Origin of the sequence: Prevotella sp. FD3004 (genome assembly GCF_000746155.1) — a bacterium.
Lineage (GTDB): Bacteria > Bacteroidota > Bacteroidia > Bacteroidales > Bacteroidaceae > Prevotella.
On the sequence record NZ_JQKR01000016.1, the window covers coordinates 40,674 to 56,890 of the forward strand.

At 47.1% G+C, this 16,217-nt stretch carries 14 protein-coding genes and 1 tRNA gene; 8 read left to right on the top strand and 7 right to left on the bottom strand.

From position 1 onward, the window contains the following. Positions 1 to 97: 97 nt before the first annotated feature. The 7 genes from T325_RS06900 (at position 98) to T325_RS06930 (ending at position 9,010) form a co-directional block, all read left to right on the top strand. Positions 98 to 2,869: a DNA gyrase/topoisomerase IV subunit A gene (locus T325_RS06900; protein WP_036911792.1), complete on the top strand. Its 2,772-nt coding sequence runs from the start codon at positions 98 to 100 to the stop codon at positions 2,867 to 2,869. Then, positions 2,856 to 3,617 carry a DUF3316 domain-containing protein gene (locus T325_RS06905; protein ID WP_036911795.1) on the top strand — a complete coding sequence of 254 codons (762 nt, stop codon included), beginning with the start codon at positions 2,856 to 2,858 and terminating at the stop codon, positions 3,615 to 3,617. The genes T325_RS06900 and T325_RS06905 overlap by 14 nt, the downstream gene beginning before the upstream one ends. After that, entirely contained in the window at positions 3,614 to 4,618 is a 1,005-nt protein-coding gene (locus tag T325_RS06910; protein ID WP_036911798.1) for a S41 family peptidase, read from the top strand. Before T325_RS06905 ends, T325_RS06910 begins: the two co-directional genes overlap by 4 nt. Positions 4,619 to 4,680: 62 nt before the next feature. Next, positions 4,681 to 4,762 (top strand) — tRNA-Leu (locus T325_RS06915). Between the two features lie 219 nt (positions 4,763 to 4,981). Continuing rightward, the gene (locus tag T325_RS06920) at positions 4,982 to 6,652 is read left to right on the top strand and encodes a DUF1664 domain-containing protein (protein ID WP_036911801.1); all 1,671 of its coding nucleotides are present in this window, start codon (positions 4,982 to 4,984) and stop codon (positions 6,650 to 6,652) included. A gap of 65 nt (positions 6,653 to 6,717) precedes the next feature. After that, entirely contained in the window at positions 6,718 to 7,830 is a 1,113-nt protein-coding gene (locus T325_RS06925; protein ID WP_231622206.1) for an OmpA family protein, read from the top strand. 79 nt (positions 7,831 to 7,909) lie between these two features. Beyond that, positions 7,910 to 9,010: a hypothetical protein gene (locus T325_RS06930; protein WP_036911808.1), complete on the top strand. Its 1,101-nt coding sequence runs from the start codon at positions 7,910 to 7,912 to the stop codon at positions 9,008 to 9,010. A 64-nt stretch (positions 9,011 to 9,074) separates the two neighbouring features. On the opposite strand, the gene T325_RS06935 is transcribed toward T325_RS06930, so the two are convergent. From T325_RS06935 to T325_RS06965, 7 genes are all read right to left on the bottom strand, one after another. Continuing rightward, positions 9,075 to 10,178, bottom strand: a complete 1,104-nt coding sequence (locus tag T325_RS06935; RefSeq protein WP_051949766.1) for a hypothetical protein — start codon at positions 10,176 to 10,178, stop codon at positions 9,075 to 9,077. Positions 10,179 to 10,213: 35 nt separating this feature from the next. Further along, a complete protein-coding gene (locus tag T325_RS06940) occupies positions 10,214 to 10,600 on the bottom strand; it encodes a hypothetical protein (RefSeq protein ID WP_036911811.1) in 387 nt (128 codons plus the stop codon). Then, positions 10,601 to 11,914 carry a ribosome biogenesis GTPase Der gene (der, locus tag T325_RS06945; protein ID WP_036911814.1) on the bottom strand — a complete coding sequence of 438 codons (1,314 nt, stop codon included), beginning with the start codon at positions 11,912 to 11,914 and terminating at the stop codon, positions 10,601 to 10,603. It abuts the gene before it with no gap. 78 nt (positions 11,915 to 11,992) lie between these two features. Next, a complete protein-coding gene (gene era, locus T325_RS06950; protein ID WP_036911817.1) occupies positions 11,993 to 12,892 on the bottom strand; it encodes a GTPase Era in 900 nt (299 codons plus the stop codon). Next, positions 12,879 to 13,883 (bottom strand): beta-ketoacyl-ACP synthase III, encoded by a 1,005-nt coding sequence (locus T325_RS06955; RefSeq protein WP_036911819.1) that lies wholly within the window; start codon positions 13,881 to 13,883, stop codon positions 12,879 to 12,881. Before T325_RS06955 ends, era begins: the two co-directional genes overlap by 14 nt. Beyond that, positions 13,883 to 14,074, bottom strand: coding sequence for a 50S ribosomal protein L32 (rpmF, locus tag T325_RS06960; RefSeq protein ID WP_036911821.1), 192 nt, complete (start codon positions 14,072 to 14,074; stop codon positions 13,883 to 13,885). Before rpmF ends, T325_RS06955 begins: the two co-directional genes overlap by 1 nt. 27 nt (positions 14,075 to 14,101) lie before the next feature. Next, positions 14,102 to 14,629 carry a YceD family protein gene (locus T325_RS06965; RefSeq protein ID WP_036911823.1) on the bottom strand — a complete coding sequence of 176 codons (528 nt, stop codon included), beginning with the start codon at positions 14,627 to 14,629 and terminating at the stop codon, positions 14,102 to 14,104. A 166-nt stretch (positions 14,630 to 14,795) separates the two neighbouring features. Between T325_RS06965 and T325_RS06970 the strand changes: the two genes are divergently transcribed. After that, complete coding sequence (locus tag T325_RS06970) at positions 14,796 to 15,914, top strand: sensor histidine kinase (protein ID WP_036911825.1); 1,119 nt, start codon at positions 14,796 to 14,798, stop codon at positions 15,912 to 15,914. Positions 15,915 to 16,217 lie beyond the last annotated feature (303 nt).

Here is a 16,217-nt window from a genome sequence, read left to right on the forward strand (position 1 = left end):
CGCCAGACACCCCTACAAAGAATTTAGCGCGAAAATTGGTTGTTTCGATTTTTTTTTGTACCTTTGCACGCAAGAAACTAAAGGCCAAAGAAAGCAAATGGACGACGAAATAAAGGACGACGAGATTTTGGAACAGCAAGAGTCGGAAGGTCAGAACACTGAGGGCCATTCCGACTATAAACCCGTCAGCCGCTTCGACGCAGCTGCAGTACATCACCTCAGTGGCATGTACCAGAACTGGTTTCTGGATTACGCCTCGTATGTAATCCTTGAGCGAGCCGTTCCCCATCTGGGCGACGGTCTGAAACCTGTGCAGCGACGCATTCTTCACTCGATGAAGCGCATGGATGACGGCAGATACAACAAGGTTGCCAACATCGTGGGTCACACCATGCAGTTCCACCCTCATGGCGACGCCTCTATTGGCGACGCTCTGGTGCAGCTGGGTCAGAAAGACCTGCTCATCGACACACAGGGAAACTGGGGTAATGTGCTCACAGGCTCGAGCGCCGCAGCTCCACGATACATCGAGGCCCGACTCTCGAAGTTTGCTCTCGACACGGTATTCAACCCCAAGACCACAGAGTGGAAAATGTCGTACGACGGGCGTAACAAAGAGCCCATCACGCTCCCCGTGAAATTTCCGCTGCTTCTGGCACAGGGTGCTGAAGGTATTGCCGTAGGTCTGAGTTCAAAAATCCTGCCTCACAACTTCTGCGAAATCTGCGACGCAGCCATCGCCTATCTGCACGGCCAGCCTTTCCAGCTCTACCCCGACTTCCCCACTTCTGGCAGCATCGACGTCAGCAAGTATAACGACGGACAGCGTGGCGGCTCGGTTAAGGTACGCGCCAAGATTGAGAAGATCGACCAGAAGACGCTCGTCATCCGCGAGATTCCTTTCTCAAAAACCTCCGAAACCCTGCAGGAGTCGATTGTAAAGGCTATTGAGAAGGGGAAGATCAAGGCCCGTAAGGTAGAAGACCTGACGGCTGCCAACGTTGAGATACAGGTCCATCTGGCGCCTGGCGTCTCTTCCGACAAGACCATCGACGCCCTCTATGCCTTCACCGACTGCGAGATCAACATCTCGCCCAACTGCTGCGTCATCGAGGACAACAAGCCTAAGTTCCTCACCGTGAGCGACGTTCTGCGACACTCTACTGATCGCACCAAAGACCTGATTCGTCAGGAGTTGGAGATTCGTAAAAGCGAGTTGCTTGAGCAACTGCACTTCCAGTCGCTGGAGCGCATCTTCATCGAAGAACGTATCTATAAAGACAAGAAATTCGAGGAAGCGCCTAATGTCGACAAGGTGTGCGAACATATCGATGAGCGCCTGACGCCCTACTATCCTAGTCTGGTTCGTGAGGTAACAAAAGACGACATTCTTAAGCTGCTCGAAATCAAGATGCAGCGCATCCTGAAGTTCAACAAGGAGAAGGCCGACGAACTGATGGCACGACTGAAGGCGGAGATTGAGGAGATTGAGCGCGACCTGGCCAACCTCACGGAGGTGACGGCCAACTGGTTCCAGTTCCTCAAAGACAAGTATGGCAAGGATCACCCACGCCTTACGGAGATTCGCAACTTCGACACCATCGACTCTGCTAAGGTGGCCGAAGCCAACCAGAAGCTCTATATCAATCGCACAGACGGCTTCATTGGCACAGGCTTGAAGAAAGACGAGTTCGTGTGCAACTGCTCTGACCTCGACGATGTCATCATCTTCTACAGAGACGGAAAATACAAGGTCATCCGTGTGGCAGAAAAGGTGTTCGTGGGCAAGAACGTGCTCTATCTCAATGTGTTCAAGAAAAACGACACTCGTACCATTTATAATGTTGTCTATCGCGACGGCAAGAAGGGCTTCAGCTTCATTAAGCGTTTCAACATGACCACGATGATTCGCGATCGAGAGTACGACGTCACTCAAGGCACGCCAGGCTCGAAGATACTTTATTTCTCGGCCAACCCCAATGGCGAAGCTGAGGTCATCAAAGTGACGCTCGACCCCAATCCGAAAATCAAGAAGATCTTCCTCGACAAGGACTTCTCAGAAATCATGATCAAGGGACGCACCTCGAAAGGCAACCTGCTTACAAAATTCTCTGTTCATCGCATAGGCCTGAAGAGCCACGGCCACTCTACGCTGGGTGGTCGGAAAGTGTGGTACGATCCCGACGTGAACCGTCTGAACTACGACGACCACGGCCGCCTGCTGGGCGAATTCTTCGACGAAGACCAGATCCTCGTCATCCTGAAGAACGGCGACTACTACCTGTCGAACTTCGACATCAACAACCACTACGAGGAGAACATCCTGCGCATCGAGAAATACGATGCAGACAAGGTGTGGACAGCCATCCTCTACGACGCAGACAATCAGGGATATCCCTACATGAAGCGTTTCCAGATGGATGCCAGGAAGAACAAGCAGAACTGGCTCAGCGAGAATCCTGCGTCACAACTCATCCTGCTCACAGATACACCTTATCCGCGCATTCAGGTCACCTATGGCGGGGCTGACGAATTCAGAGGTTCTGAGGAATTCGACGCAGAACAGTTCATTGCCGTCAAAGGCTACAAGGCAAAAGGCAAACGCCTCACAACCTACCAGATAGAGAACATCGTAGAGCTCGAACCTACCCGTTTCCCTGAAGTACCTGAAAGTCAGGATACACCAGACACGCCAGACGAGGAAGAAGAGACCCCCGATTCTGATACGGGCAAGGTTGCGACTGAGCAAGAACAGAACGAGCCAATTCATGCCGACGAGCACGAGCAAGCTCGGACAAAGGTTAAAAGCGAACAGCAGATTCGCGACGAAATGATAGGTCAATTACGTTTATTCGATGACGAAGAATAAGATTGTGTTGATGCTGCTACTGGCTGTTGCTCTCGCAACGAGAGCACAGACGGTTACCCAGATGCTGGGCATTGGCCCATCTCGCATCCTCGACACCTATCTCACTCAGGAACACTTTTCCGGTGCTGGCTTCACCTATTTATATATAAAGGAGCAACAAAAGCCGGAAACACCCTGGAGCACCATCATCGAACACGAGTTCGACTTCTCCACCACAGAGGACCGAAGCGGCAATGCCTCGATGCTCGAAGGCAACTACAATATCTATTGGGGCAGATTCCATCAGTGGCTCATCAGCAACAAGCTTCGCCTTCAGGCGGGAGGCGTGGCTAATGCCGACCTTGGGTTTGTCTATAACATGATCAGCTCAAACAATCCTGCTCAGGCCAGAGCATCAGTCAATATCATGCCCTCAGGCATTGCCAACTACGCTTTCCACCTTTGGCAACAGCAGTTCAACCTGCGCTACGAGTTGGCCCTGCCATTGGTAGGCGTCATGTTCAGTCCTAACTACGGACAGTCGTACTACGAGATATTCTCGCGGGGCAACTACGACCACAACATCATCCCTACCACATTCATCAGCGCCCCCACTTTCCGCCAACTCCTCACCATCGAATGGCATACGGGGAAAAAGTGGAACCTACGTATGGGCTATCTGGGCAACTACCAGCAAGCCCAAGTCAATAATCTCAAGCAGCACATCTATACCCACCGTGTCATGCTTGGCATATCCCGCAGCCTATGAAGAAACTGTTGCTATACTTCACGTTGACACTGACGCTCGCGTCCTGCGTCGACACCGAGGAGTTCGAGAACACCCCCTCTGGCAACCTGGAGGCATTGTGGAGAATCATCGACGAGCACTACTGCTTCTTCGACTACAAGCAGCAGGAATACGGGCTCGACTGGCAGCATATATATAATATATATAATGTACGCGCGGAAAACAACCTTAACGACGAGCAGTTATTCGAGGTTCTCACGTCTATGCTCGCCGAATTGCGCGATGGTCACGTCAACCTCGGAACAGCCTTCGACTACGGACGCTACTGGAACTGGCACGAGGATTACCCCACCAATTTCAGCGATACCATCCAACGGCGATATCTGGGTACAGACTATCGCATAGCCAGCGGACTGGAATACCGCCTGCTCGACGACAATATCGGCTATGTATACTATGGTAGCTTTGCAAGTCCTATTGGCGAGAGCAATCTCGATGAAGTCTTCCAGTATCTGGCCTTCGCCAACGGACTCATCATCGATATCCGAGGAAACGGCGGTGGCGAACTTACCAATGCAGAGAAACTGGCTGCCCGCTTCTGTAACGAAAAGACACTCGTGGGCTACATGCAGCACAAGAAAGGCAAGGGGCACAACGATTTCTCGAAAATGGAGGCCCAGTATATCGAGCCTTCCTCACGCCTGCGATGGCAGAAGAATGTCGTTGTGCTGACCAACCGTGAGGTGTTTAGTGCAGCCAACGAATTCGTGAAATATATGAAATGCTTCCCACAAGTCAAGATTGTTGGTGATCGGACAGGAGGCGGAGCAGGACTACCCTTCTCCTCTACCCTGCCTAACGGATGGACCGTCCGCTTCTCAGCCTGCCCCATGTACGACCGTCAGCAACAGCAAACGGAATTCGGTATCGATCCAGACTACAATATCGGACTCAAACAGTCAGATTTTGTTAAAGGCGTCGATACGCTGATAGAATTTGCACGCAAACTTTTGGTGGAATGAAAAATTTATATTACCTTTGCACCCGGTTTTTACGGAAAATTGAATTGACTTTGTCGATTCACGCGCCTGTGGCGGAATTGGTAGACGCGTCAGACTTAGGATCTGGTGTCGCAGGACGTGCAGGTTCGAGTCCTGTCAGGCGCACCTGAAACGAACTAACGGAAACAATATGTAAGGTATGATAAATAAAGGGAAAAACTGCCCAAAAGGCAGCAGAATGGCAGAAAATGAAGATATTTTCGAAAAAAAATTAATTTTTTCTTGCACATTTGGAAATAATTACCTACTTTTGTCACCGATTTATATAAATTAATGCATAGATATATCATATTTTAATTGTTTAATTATAATTTTTAAGTTCAAATGAAAAAGAAAATTATTAATGGTATTCTGATGACTGCAATGCTCTTTGCAGGCACAACATCATTTGTTTCTTGTAAGGACAACGTGGACGACATCGCTTCACAGATTTACAAGGACATCGACAAAGTTAAGGCTGAGTTGGAGACCAAGATTGCAGGTCTTGACACTCGTCTCACCTCATTGGAGGGTAAGGTTTCAGCTCTTGAGGGCAAGGTAGCTTCTCTCGAGGGTGAGGTAGCTCAGATTAAGAACGACCTCGCTGCTATTGATACCCGCGTATCAAACGCAGAAAAAGCCATCAAGGATCTCGAGGCTCGCGCAGACGCTGTTGAGGCTGCTGTAAAGGCTCTTGAGGAGCAGATGAACAACCTCATCACCGACGTTAACGTTGAGGAGACTCTCGACGCTGTTCTCGGCACCATCAACCTGCCTGGTTTCAATCCTGGAACTCTCGCATCTTACTATGGCATCAACCACACTGGCATCGACCTCTTCCCATACGTAGGTGAGGATTGCAACGTTGATATCGACGCTCATAGTCTGACAAAGGACGATATTAAGGGTGTTACTCCTGTTTCTATCGTTGACGACGGTCTGATTTCAGGCTTCGAGGGCAACGTAGGTAAGGTTTACTTCACCGTTAACCCCAACACTGTTGACGCTTCTAAGGTTAACTTCTCATTCGTAAACAGCCTGGGTCAGGACGCTGGTCTGACACTGAGCGACGTTCAGGAGTCTAACCACCTGATCACATGGGCTCTTGGCAAGCACGGTAACGGTATCGTTGCTACTCGCGGTGAGAATGGCGCAAACCTCTATGAGGCTACTGTAACTCGTTACGTTCAGGACCTCGTAAAGGCTAAGACTTGGAACCTCGTTGACATCCAGAACTTCCTGAACCTCCAGGATCTTAAGGACGATGCTAAGGCAGCTATTGAGAAGGCTAAGGAAGGCAGCAAGAAGGCTGGTGCTAAGAGCTTGGTAAAGGAGGCTCTCCAGATCATCCAGAACTACTACAACAAGATCGACGCAGAGGGTAAGAACATTCCTCTCTATGGTCTGAAGGCTTCTTGGACTGGCGCTGACGGCGTTGAGAAGAGCTTCGTTAAGGGCTTCGACATCACTAGCGTAGCTATCGAGCCTCTGTCATACAACACATTCTGGACACTCGACAAGAGTGGCAAGGCTGCTGCTAAGAACCTGCTCGGCGTTGACGATTTTGATGCTATCAAGGGTATTGTTTACACCATCGCTAAGGCTACTGATTCAAAGAAGACTATGGACCGCGTAAAGAACTATCTGGACAAGGAGTCTGATAAGCTGGCTACCTTCAGAGAGGGTCACGAGTTCTTCGATGCAGTTGCTCCTATCATACTGTTCATCGGTACAGATGGTGTTAACCGCTTGGTTCCTGAGATGACTCTTAAGTCAGCAGAGAGCGAGATCACATTCATCTTGACTTCACCTACAGAGGAGTACCTCGTACCTGCAGCCTTCAAGTACGTTGCTGTTAAGCAGGGTGGCAAGGTTGTTGAGTCACACCTCGAGGCTGGTAACAACAAGATCATCAAGCTGACTCTCCCAATGGGCGCTTCTGAGATTGTATACAGCACAGTTGACTATGCTGGTTACACAGTTACTAAGAGATATCCTATTACCCGCGTTGAGTAATAGTATAAGGTTGAAGTGAGTAATTAACATTGTGAATTAAAAAAAACAAAGTAATAGATATGAAAATGAAGAAAGCAATATTGTCTTGCCTGATGCTGATGGCTGGTCTGTCAGTATCTGCTCAGGAGCAGAAAGGTACGACAGAATACGTCTTCGAGCCGCACTGGTACGTACAGCTTCAGGCTGGTGGCCAGTACACCACAGGTGAGGCTAAATTCGGCGACCTCATTTCTCCCAACGTACAGGTAGGTGTTGGCTACCAGTTCTCTAAGGCACTGGGTGCTCGCTTTGCTGTAAACGCTTGGCAGGGTAAGGCTGGCTATTCAAAGGAAGCTACAGATAAGCTGGGATTCGGCGACCTGAACTACAAGTTCAACTACTTCGCTCCCTCTATCGACCTGACTTTCGATCTGTCTAACATCATCGCAGGTTTCAACCCCAACCGTGTAGTTAGCTTCGGTGCTTTCATCGGTGGTGGTGTTAACTTCCGTTCAACAAGTGATGAGGCTGAGCAGACACGTAATCTGATCAAGTTCACATCTACCGATTGGACTCCTATGTTCGAGAATAAGTCAGCTGTTCTGCCTTTCGCACAGGCTGGTCTGACTGTTGACTTCAAGGTTAGCGACGCTGTTAAGCTCGGTGCTGAGCTGAATGGTAACATCCTGGGTGACAAGTTCAACTTCAAGGATGCTGGCAACCCTGACTCTTACATCAACCTCCTCGTTGGCGCAAAGATTGCTCTTGGCAAGACCTACTCTACCAAGTTCATCCCCGCTCCAGAGCCCGAGATTAAGTATGTTGAGAAGATCGTTGAGAAGATTGTTGAGGTACCCGCTGCTGCTCCCGCAGCTGCTGAGCCCCTCCGTCGCGATATCTTCTTCCAGATCAACAAGACTATCATCCGTGAGTCTGAGGCCCAGAAGGTTCAGGACATCGTAGCTTACATGAACCAGAATCCTACCTCTAAGGTTATGATCACTGGTTACGCTGACGCTGGTACTGGTAACGATAAGATCAACGATCGTCTGGCCGCTGGTCGTGCTGACGCAGTTGTTAAGGCCCTGAAGGCCGCTGGTATCGCTGAGAGCCGCATTAGCTATGACAGCAAGGGTGCTCGCGTTCAGCCTTTCGAGGACAACGACAGCAACCGTGTATCTATCTGCATCGCTGAGTAATCTCAATAACAGATAAGACTATAAAGCCCGGTCCCAGAATGGGGCTGGGCTTTTTCTTTAACAATAAACAAAAGTATATATGAAAAAAATATCTACTCTAATTCTTTTTGCAGCCTTTGCTCTCGGTGCCTACGCTCAGAGTGATGGTTACTACCATATCAAAAACACCGTCACAGAGCGTTATATGGTAATGGCCGACAACCAGTATGATTTCAGCGCTGGTACAGGTACAGCTGATGTCGCAGCCATCATCACCATCAAGTCACTCAGTGAAGTTAACACCCATCCTGGTGCGGTAGCCTATCTGAAAAAAGTAAAGGGCACCGAAGATCAGTATGATATTTCTGCACAAGGCACAAGTATAGGTAAGGGATCAAACGGCAAACTCTATCCCCACTTTACAGCTGTAAGTGGTGGCTACCAGATTTGGGGCAGCTATAGCGGTGCTACAGAGTATCTGAACGACACACCTCAGGACAGTGGGTCAGAAACAGGCAAACTGACCATTAAGGGAACTAAGGCACGTACATGGAAACTCTACCCTATTGGTAAAGATGATCACTACATTGGCATCAAACCAATGGTACATACCAACGATGGCTACTGGGCAACCATCTATTGCAGCTTCCCCTTCAAACTCGGCAGTGGTATGACAGCCTACTATGTCAACAAGGTAAATAAAGGTGGTTTCCAGTTGAAGAAGGTTACCGACAATGTTATTGCAGCAACCTTCCCTGTACTGGTTAAATTGGCTGGTTCAAGCGCCGCTGACAATAAGATCACACCTATGACAAGCGGTGGCAGCGAGCCAAGCGATAACCATCTGTATGGTCGCTATTTCGACAGCAGTGCTTCAAAACACGTGAACCGTCTGGCATATAACTCAAGATCGATGCGCGTGCTCGGTAAAGATGAGAATGGTAAGCTTGCTTTCGTCGTTGCATCAGCAAGCGATCTGACAGATGGAGCCTATATCCCTCACAACAAGCCATACCTTGAGGTTTCTTCTGGTTCTGCAGAAATAATGACAGAAGACGGATACACAGGCATAGAGAGCATTGAAGCAGAAGAGAAAGCAGACAACAAGATCTACACTCTCGCTGGTCAGGAGCTGCCTGCCAACGTTACGCCTAAAGCTGGCATCTACATCAAGAACGGTAAAAAGATCGTAATTAAGTAAGAAGTATACAGCTAACAAATAATAAAAAATCCCCGTCACTGGCGGGGATTTTTTATTATTTGTATTAGAAAATTCTCTTGGTGAATTTCACATTCAATACTGGATAAACCTTAAAGGTCTTAGCCAGATCAACATAGTCACCAACCTGTCCGCTGATATTTCTAACATCCTTCGTCAGGTTGATACCGTCATGCATATAAAGATCAGGCGAACCACCCCAGAACCAAACGCCGGCATCGAAAGAAACCTTCCAATCGTCACGGTTCTTCACCAAACGTCCACCATATCCAAAGCCCAAGTAAGGTTTGAATGCATTTGATTTAGCCTTTACAACAACCATACCTTTTGAATTTGGAACCATTACATAAGGATCTCCCTCCCTATGAATCAATTCTCCATAAGAATCATAGATATCATGTGCAAATTCACCCAGTTTAAAGCCCATTCGTCCTGCATCCCTGAACATCTTCTCCTGATGAGGATTCAAATAAGATTCATAAGGCTCGCTGGGGTTCTGAGGATTAGGTAGTGTTATAACCGGATCACCATTCATGACATTGTCATACATACGGTTATACATACCAATAGAGAGCAAAGTAACCATAGCCTCTGTAGTATTAACAGCCTCTGCGAACTTTGACGCTCCCCAATAGAATCCTGCTGTGAAATGTATATTCTTAGACCAATTATCGTTTGCCTTAAATGGGAATACATCAACCAACAACTTAAAGTTGCTCATGGTTGGCTTACCAGCCATATCGATATGATCATCTGCATCAAAGCCAGAGAAAGAATAGAGCATCTCAGACATACGGTCAAAACGTGTTTCAACACGATTTCCATTAGCATCATATCGACGAGCCGGCTCATCACCAACAATAACATCAAACTGCATATTCTTCGTGAAATGAGGCGTAAAATCATAGCCTGCACGGAGCTGCACATACTCACCGATTGGTGAAGAAAGTTCCAAACCAAGACCTGTAGTTCCTGCTGTGAGCGATACATCCATATGTTGGAGAATATCATGTTCCTTCCAATACTGAAGAACAGGAATATACTCCGACTGCTTGTCATTAAGTACGGGCAGTTTCTTTTGGCTTTCAGTCTGCGCCATAGCAGTCACCCCCAAGCTGGCCATAGCCAGCAGAATCATCACTTTTTTCATTTAGTTATCCTTTAATATTATTGATTATATCATGTTTATCTCATTCGCCAACTTCCTGCCTGCTCCACCATAGGCACCACAATCTCTTCATTCGTAGAGTCTCCATAGCAAAGCACCAGGAATACATTTACAGAGTTCAATACAGTATCACGCATAGCCCTGGAGATACGTACCTCACGAATACCATGATGTAAGGCCTCCTGCTGCGCCATAAACTGGCGGTATGTAACCTGCAACTGCTCACTATAGTCCGCAGGCAGACTGTCTGCGCCACTCTTGCCCTCCAGAAACAGATTATATTCCTCTCTGACCAGGTGATCGTAATAGCCCTTTGCCGCCAAAGAAGCTAACTCCTCTGGCGTCGGTCCAGAACAAGCACATACTGGAATCAGGACCAGCCAAGCCCAAAACAGATGTTTCATTTACTTCTGACGCACAAAGACATTAATCGGCGAACCTGTAAGCGTCCAATTCTCTCGGATTTTATTCTCCAGAAAGCGCTTGTAAGGCTCTTTGATATATTGTGGAAGGTTGGCATAGAACACAAAAGTAGGAATCTGTGTATCAGGTACCTGTGCCACATACTTAATCTTAATATACTTGCCTTTTACTGAGGGAGGCGGGAATGCCTCTATCAACGGCAACATCACCTCGTTAAGTTTCGAAGTACCGATCTTCGCCTTGCGGTTCAGATAGACCTCCTTAGCTGTCTCCAGCACCTTGAAAATACGCTGTTTCGTAAGCGCCGAGGCAAAGATGATGGGGAAATCGACAAATGGTGCCATACGCTGACGAATAGCATTCGTAAACGTATCAATAACCACCTGAGACTTTTCTTCTACAAGATCCCATTTATTAACGACTACAACCAGTGATTTATTGTTCTTCTGAATCAATTGGAAGATATTCATATCCTGTGCCTCAATACCACGCGTAGCATCGATCATCAGAATACATACATCACTATTCTCGATAGCTCGAATAGAGCGCATTACCGAATAGAACTCCAAATCCTCCGTCACCTTATTTTTACGACGGATACCTGCCGTATCAACAAGATAGAAGTCGAAACCAAACTTATCATAGCGTGTATATATACTGTCACGGGTAGTTCCTGCTATCTCCGTCACGATATTACGTTCCTCACCAATAAAGGCATTGATAATACTCGACTTACCGGCATTAGGACGACCAACAACGGCAAAACGGGGGATGCCATCCTCCAAATCATCCTTTGCTTTCTCTGGCAACAACTCGAGCACCTTGTCAAGTAAGTCGCCTGTACCACTGCCTGTAGCAGCGCTGATGGGATACGGATCGCCCAATCCGAGTTTATAGAACTCGTACTGATCATAAAGATCCTTACCATCGTCGGCCTTATTAGCCACAAGTATTACAGGTAGTTTTGCACGACGCAGAATCTGAGCCACATCCATGTCCCAGCCTGTTACACCATTATTAATGTCACAAAGGAAAAGCACCAGATCTGCTTCCTCTGTGGCGATAATCACCTGTTTACGGATTTCCTCCTCGAATATATCATCTGAGTTTACGACCCAGCCGCCTGTATCTACTACAGAAAACTCGCGACCATTCCACTCACATTTGCCATACTGGCGATCACGGGTAGTGCCTGCCTCATTGCTGACGATTGCCTGACGAGACTTTGTCAAGCGATTGAATAGGGTTGATTTCCCCACATTCGGGCGTCCTACGATTGCTACTAAATTTCCCATATAACTCTCTTTTTCTGCAACAGACAGCAGGACTTAAGGACTATTACAATCAAAAAGTCATGTTCTGTTGCTAAATTCTTACTCAGGGTTGTATCCGAAATGATTGAGTTCACGCTCTGACGAGCGCCAATCTTTGTCGACCTTCACAAAGATCTCCAGGAAGATCGATTTGTCGAAGAATTTCTCTAACGACTTGCGAGCCTCAGTACTAACCTTTTTCAAGGCTACGCCCTGATGGCCTATAATAATGCCTTTCTGGCTATCACGCTCCACATAGATGACGGCATTGATATGAATATGCTTCTCGTCTTCCTTGAAGCGCTCTACGCTGACCTCTACAGAGTAAGGGATCTCCTTATCGTAGTACAGCAAAATCTTTTCACGGATAATCTCCGACACGAAGAAACGGGCTGGTTTATCCGTCAGTTGGTCTTTTTCAAAAAAGGCCGGGCTCTCAGGAAGCAACTCCTGAATGCGGCGAAGAAGCATGTCTACACCAAACTTATTCTTAGCAGAGATCGGCAAGATTTCAGCATTCGGCAGCAAGCGATGCCAATGTTCAACAATCTCACCCAGTCTAGCTTCACCGCCTGCCAATTCATCAATCTTATTAACCAACAGCAGCACAGGGATATCCATCTTCTGCACTTTCTCAAGAAAATCCATGTTCTTCTCTGGATTCTCTACAACATCTGTCACATAGAGCAAAATGTCTGCATCCTGCAAGGCCGACTCTGAAAAAGCGAGCATCGACTCCTGAAGTTTGTAGTTTGGCTTCAACACACCTGGTGTATCAGAAAAGACGATTTGCATTTCTGGTGTATTAACAATACCCATAATACGGTGACGGGTTGTCTGCGCCTTGAAAGTAGCAATGGAAATACGCTCACCAACCAATTGGTTCATGAGCGTACTTTTACCTACGTTGGGGTTACCAACGATATTTACGAATCCTGCTTTATGACTATTTACTGCCATCGTAAGCCCATTTGTAGTAAGATGCGCCATGTACGAATCCTGCACCGAAGGCGGTGAAAATCATGTTGTCACCTTTCTTTAGCTTACTTTCGTTGTCCCAGATGGCCAATGGAATGGTTGCAGCACTAGTATTACCATAGTGTTCGATGTTAACCATCACTTGATCCATCGGAAGTTCCAAACGTTTGGCTACCGCCTCGATGATACGCATATTTGCCTGATGAGGAACAACCCATTGGATATTATCCTTATTCAGGCCGTTACGTTCAGCAATCAATGCGCAGTCATTGCTCATGTTCGTCACAGCATAGCGGAACACCGTACGTCCCTCCTGATAAAGGTAGTGCAGACGATGATCAACTGTGAAGTGCGATGGCGGGCAGACAGACCCTCCTGCCTTCATATGAAGGAACGGGAGACCTTTACCATCTGTACGGAGATAAGAATCCATTACACCGATGTTCTGTTCCTCGGTAGCTTCTAAGAGCACGGCAGCGGCACCATCTCCGAAGAGGGGGCATGTCTGACGATCCTTATAGTCTGTTACCGACGACATTTTATCAGCGCCGATGACGATGATTTTCTTGTAGCGACCGCTCTGAATCATCGTTGCTGCCACGTCGAGCGTATAGAGGAAGCCACAGCAGGCACCCCAGAAATCAAACGCAAAAGCGTTTTTCAGACCAAGTTTGCCTAACACGATAGATGCTGTGGAAGGAAACTTATAATCCGCCGTTGAAGTGGTAACAATCAGCGCATCAATCGTATCAGGGTCAACGCCGGTCTTCTGTAACAACTGTTTGGCTGCCTTACGCGCCATATAGCTGGTACCGAGACCTTCCTCTGTGAGGATGCGGCGTTCCTTGATACCGACACGCGTCATAATCCACTCATCGTTGGTGTCAACCATCCTCGACAACTCCTCGTTGGTGAGAATGTAGTCGGGGACGTAGCCACCGATGCCGGTGATTATAGCGTTGATTCTATCCATTACTCAGCTACTTCGTCCTCTTTCTTGATAGCAACCTTACCACGATAGTAACCGCAAGTGGGGCATACGGTGTGATAAACATAATATGCGCCACAGTTAGGGCATACTGCGAGTGTAGGAGCTACTGCCTTGTCGTGAGTACGACGCTTGAGTGTACGAGTCTTTGACTGTCTTCTTTTAGGATGTGCCATAATTATTTTAAATTTTAAATTTAACTTTTAACTTTTCTCTTTTAATTTCAAGAGTTTTTCCCATCGGGGGTCTATCGGCTGGTTGGACTCCTCATCGCTGCTTCGGTCAGCTGACAGCTCTTCCAGAGCTTGCGTCATGGCAGGGTTGCACTTGCCAGGTGCATGCACATGCCTGATGGGTATAACCAGTGCGACAAACTCATAGATGAACCACGCCATGTCGAGTATTCCTTCGTCCTCAGGCACCACGATAACATCATCTTCCTCTGAGTATGCGCTTCCGAGCTTAACGACCAAGCGGTTGTCGGTTTCTACCGGCTGCTCCATATCGTCGAGGCATCGGTCACAAGGTATGATTACTATGCCTTCTGTATGAAACTGGAACTCGAAAAAGCCGGTTGCCTTGCGTATAGACACCGACACATGCAAAGAGCCATTCTTCACATCAGCACCGTCAAGAGCCTTGAAATAAGCATCGTCAAGATTGAAATCTAAGGAAGTTTCCTCTTCCTTCAACCCCTTCAGATCGACCTTCAATAACTCCAGACTACACATAATCACACTTTTGGGTTGCAAAGTTACAAACTTTTTTCCAATTAAGGGACGGTAATTTTATTTTTTTATCATTTTCCTGCAAATTACATGATATTCAGACTATTATATTACACATTTACAGGGCATTCTGTGCAATAATACGAAGAATTCTGCGTTATTTCCATGTATGCAGTGGACAGACAGAATCCGACAAGTAAAAATCCTCCTAGTGATGGCAGCCATCCTGATTGCCGTCACCTCGTTGGTTGTATCACATTATCTTGTGAAAGACCTTTCTAACGAGGAACGCAAGAAGATGGAAGTATGGGCACAAGCTCTACACGCCCTCAATACTGCCGATGAGAACACAGATTTAGCACTTGTACTGGATGTTATACAAGGTAATACGACAATTCCTGTCATCATATTAAATAAAGAAGGAAACGTCGATGATTTCCGTAACATCAACATCAAAGATACAACCCGTTTAAAAGCTTATGCTTTGAAGATGATGCAATCAGGTGACACCATCCGTGTTGGCACCCAAATGGTTTGCTATGATGAGTCTACTCTACTCAAACGGCTCTCACAATATCCCTACTGGCAATTAGGCATCGTCATGATCTTTGTTGTCGTGGCCATCTTCGCCCTATTATCCTCAAAGAAAGCAGAACAAAACAAGGTATGGGTTGGCTTATCGAAGGAAACAGCTCATCAACTTGGCACACCAATATCCAGTCTGATGGCTTGGGTAGAAATACTGAAAGAAAGTCATCCCGATGACGAGATGATTCCCGAGATGGACAAGGACGTAAAACGTCTGGAACGTATAGCAGAACGCTTTTCTAAGATTGGCTCTCTCCCAGAAACCAAGGACAGTTCTATGAATGAAGTTCTTGAACATGTCGTAGATTATATGCGTAAGCGTACTTCCAATAAAGTGAACATAATATGCCATACTCCCAAGCATGATGTAATTGTAAAGATGAGCACCTCACTCTTTGAATGGGTCATCGAGAATCTCTGCAAGAATGCTGTGGATGCGATAGAAGGTAGCGGACAGATTGTCCTCACTCTGACTGAGGAAGGCAAACATGTAGCGATTGAAATAACTGATACTGGTAAGGGAATCCGTAAAAAAGATATCAAAAATGTTTTTACACCTGGTTTTACAACGAAGCAACGTGGTTGGGGGCTAGGTCTCTCACTTGCCAAACGTATTGTAGAGGAATACCATCACGGGCATATCTACGTTAAGTCGTCAGAATTGGGCAAAGGTACAACCTTCCGCATCGAACTATCATAAATTTCCTGCGCGTGCGGCAGTTGTCATATACCAAAAACAACCCACACTTCCCACACTTCCTACACCCGACTCAGGTGTGAGAAGTGCAGAAAGTGCGGGATAAAAAGCTGATTTGACAACTATACCTGCGCACATACGCAGAAACCAGCTTCCGCACAAAAACAGCAGGTATTCACATGCACCCCGTGATTATTTTCTAAAAGAGGCGGATTACCTAAGGATAGCACGGCTTCCCGTGGGACAACAGGGTGTATTTTCATACAAAACGAAAGAGCCCTGAACCTTTTCGGATTCAGGGCTCTC

Coding starts and splice junctions, on each gene's coding strand:
- T325_RS06900 (WP_036911792.1), top strand. CDS start 98: ATGGACGACGAAATAAAGGACGACGAGATTTTGGAACAGCAAGAGTCG.
- T325_RS06905 (WP_036911795.1), top strand. CDS start 2,856: ATGACGAAGAATAAGATTGTGTTGATGCTGCTACTGGCTGTTGCTCTC.
- T325_RS06910 (WP_036911798.1), top strand. CDS start 3,614: ATGAAGAAACTGTTGCTATACTTCACGTTGACACTGACGCTCGCGTCC.
- T325_RS06920 (WP_036911801.1), top strand. CDS start 4,982: ATGAAAAAGAAAATTATTAATGGTATTCTGATGACTGCAATGCTCTTT.
- T325_RS06925 (WP_231622206.1), top strand. CDS start 6,718: ATGAAGAAAGCAATATTGTCTTGCCTGATGCTGATGGCTGGTCTGTCA.
- T325_RS06930 (WP_036911808.1), top strand. CDS start 7,910: ATGAAAAAAATATCTACTCTAATTCTTTTTGCAGCCTTTGCTCTCGGT.
- T325_RS06935 (WP_051949766.1), bottom strand. CDS start 10,178: ATGAAAAAAGTGATGATTCTGCTGGCTATGGCCAGCTTGGGGGTGACT.
- T325_RS06940 (WP_036911811.1), bottom strand. CDS start 10,600: ATGAAACATCTGTTTTGGGCTTGGCTGGTCCTGATTCCAGTATGTGCT.
- der (WP_036911814.1), bottom strand. CDS start 11,914: ATGGGAAATTTAGTAGCAATCGTAGGACGCCCGAATGTGGGGAAATCA.
- era (WP_036911817.1), bottom strand. CDS start 12,892: ATGGCAGTAAATAGTCATAAAGCAGGATTCGTAAATATCGTTGGTAAC.
- T325_RS06955 (WP_036911819.1), bottom strand. CDS start 13,883: ATGGATAGAATCAACGCTATAATCACCGGCATCGGTGGCTACGTCCCC.
- rpmF (WP_036911821.1), bottom strand. CDS start 14,074: ATGGCACATCCTAAAAGAAGACAGTCAAAGACTCGTACACTCAAGCGT.
- T325_RS06965 (WP_036911823.1), bottom strand. CDS start 14,629: ATGTGTAGTCTGGAGTTATTGAAGGTCGATCTGAAGGGGTTGAAGGAA.
- T325_RS06970 (WP_036911825.1), top strand. CDS start 14,796: ATGCAGTGGACAGACAGAATCCGACAAGTAAAAATCCTCCTAGTGATG.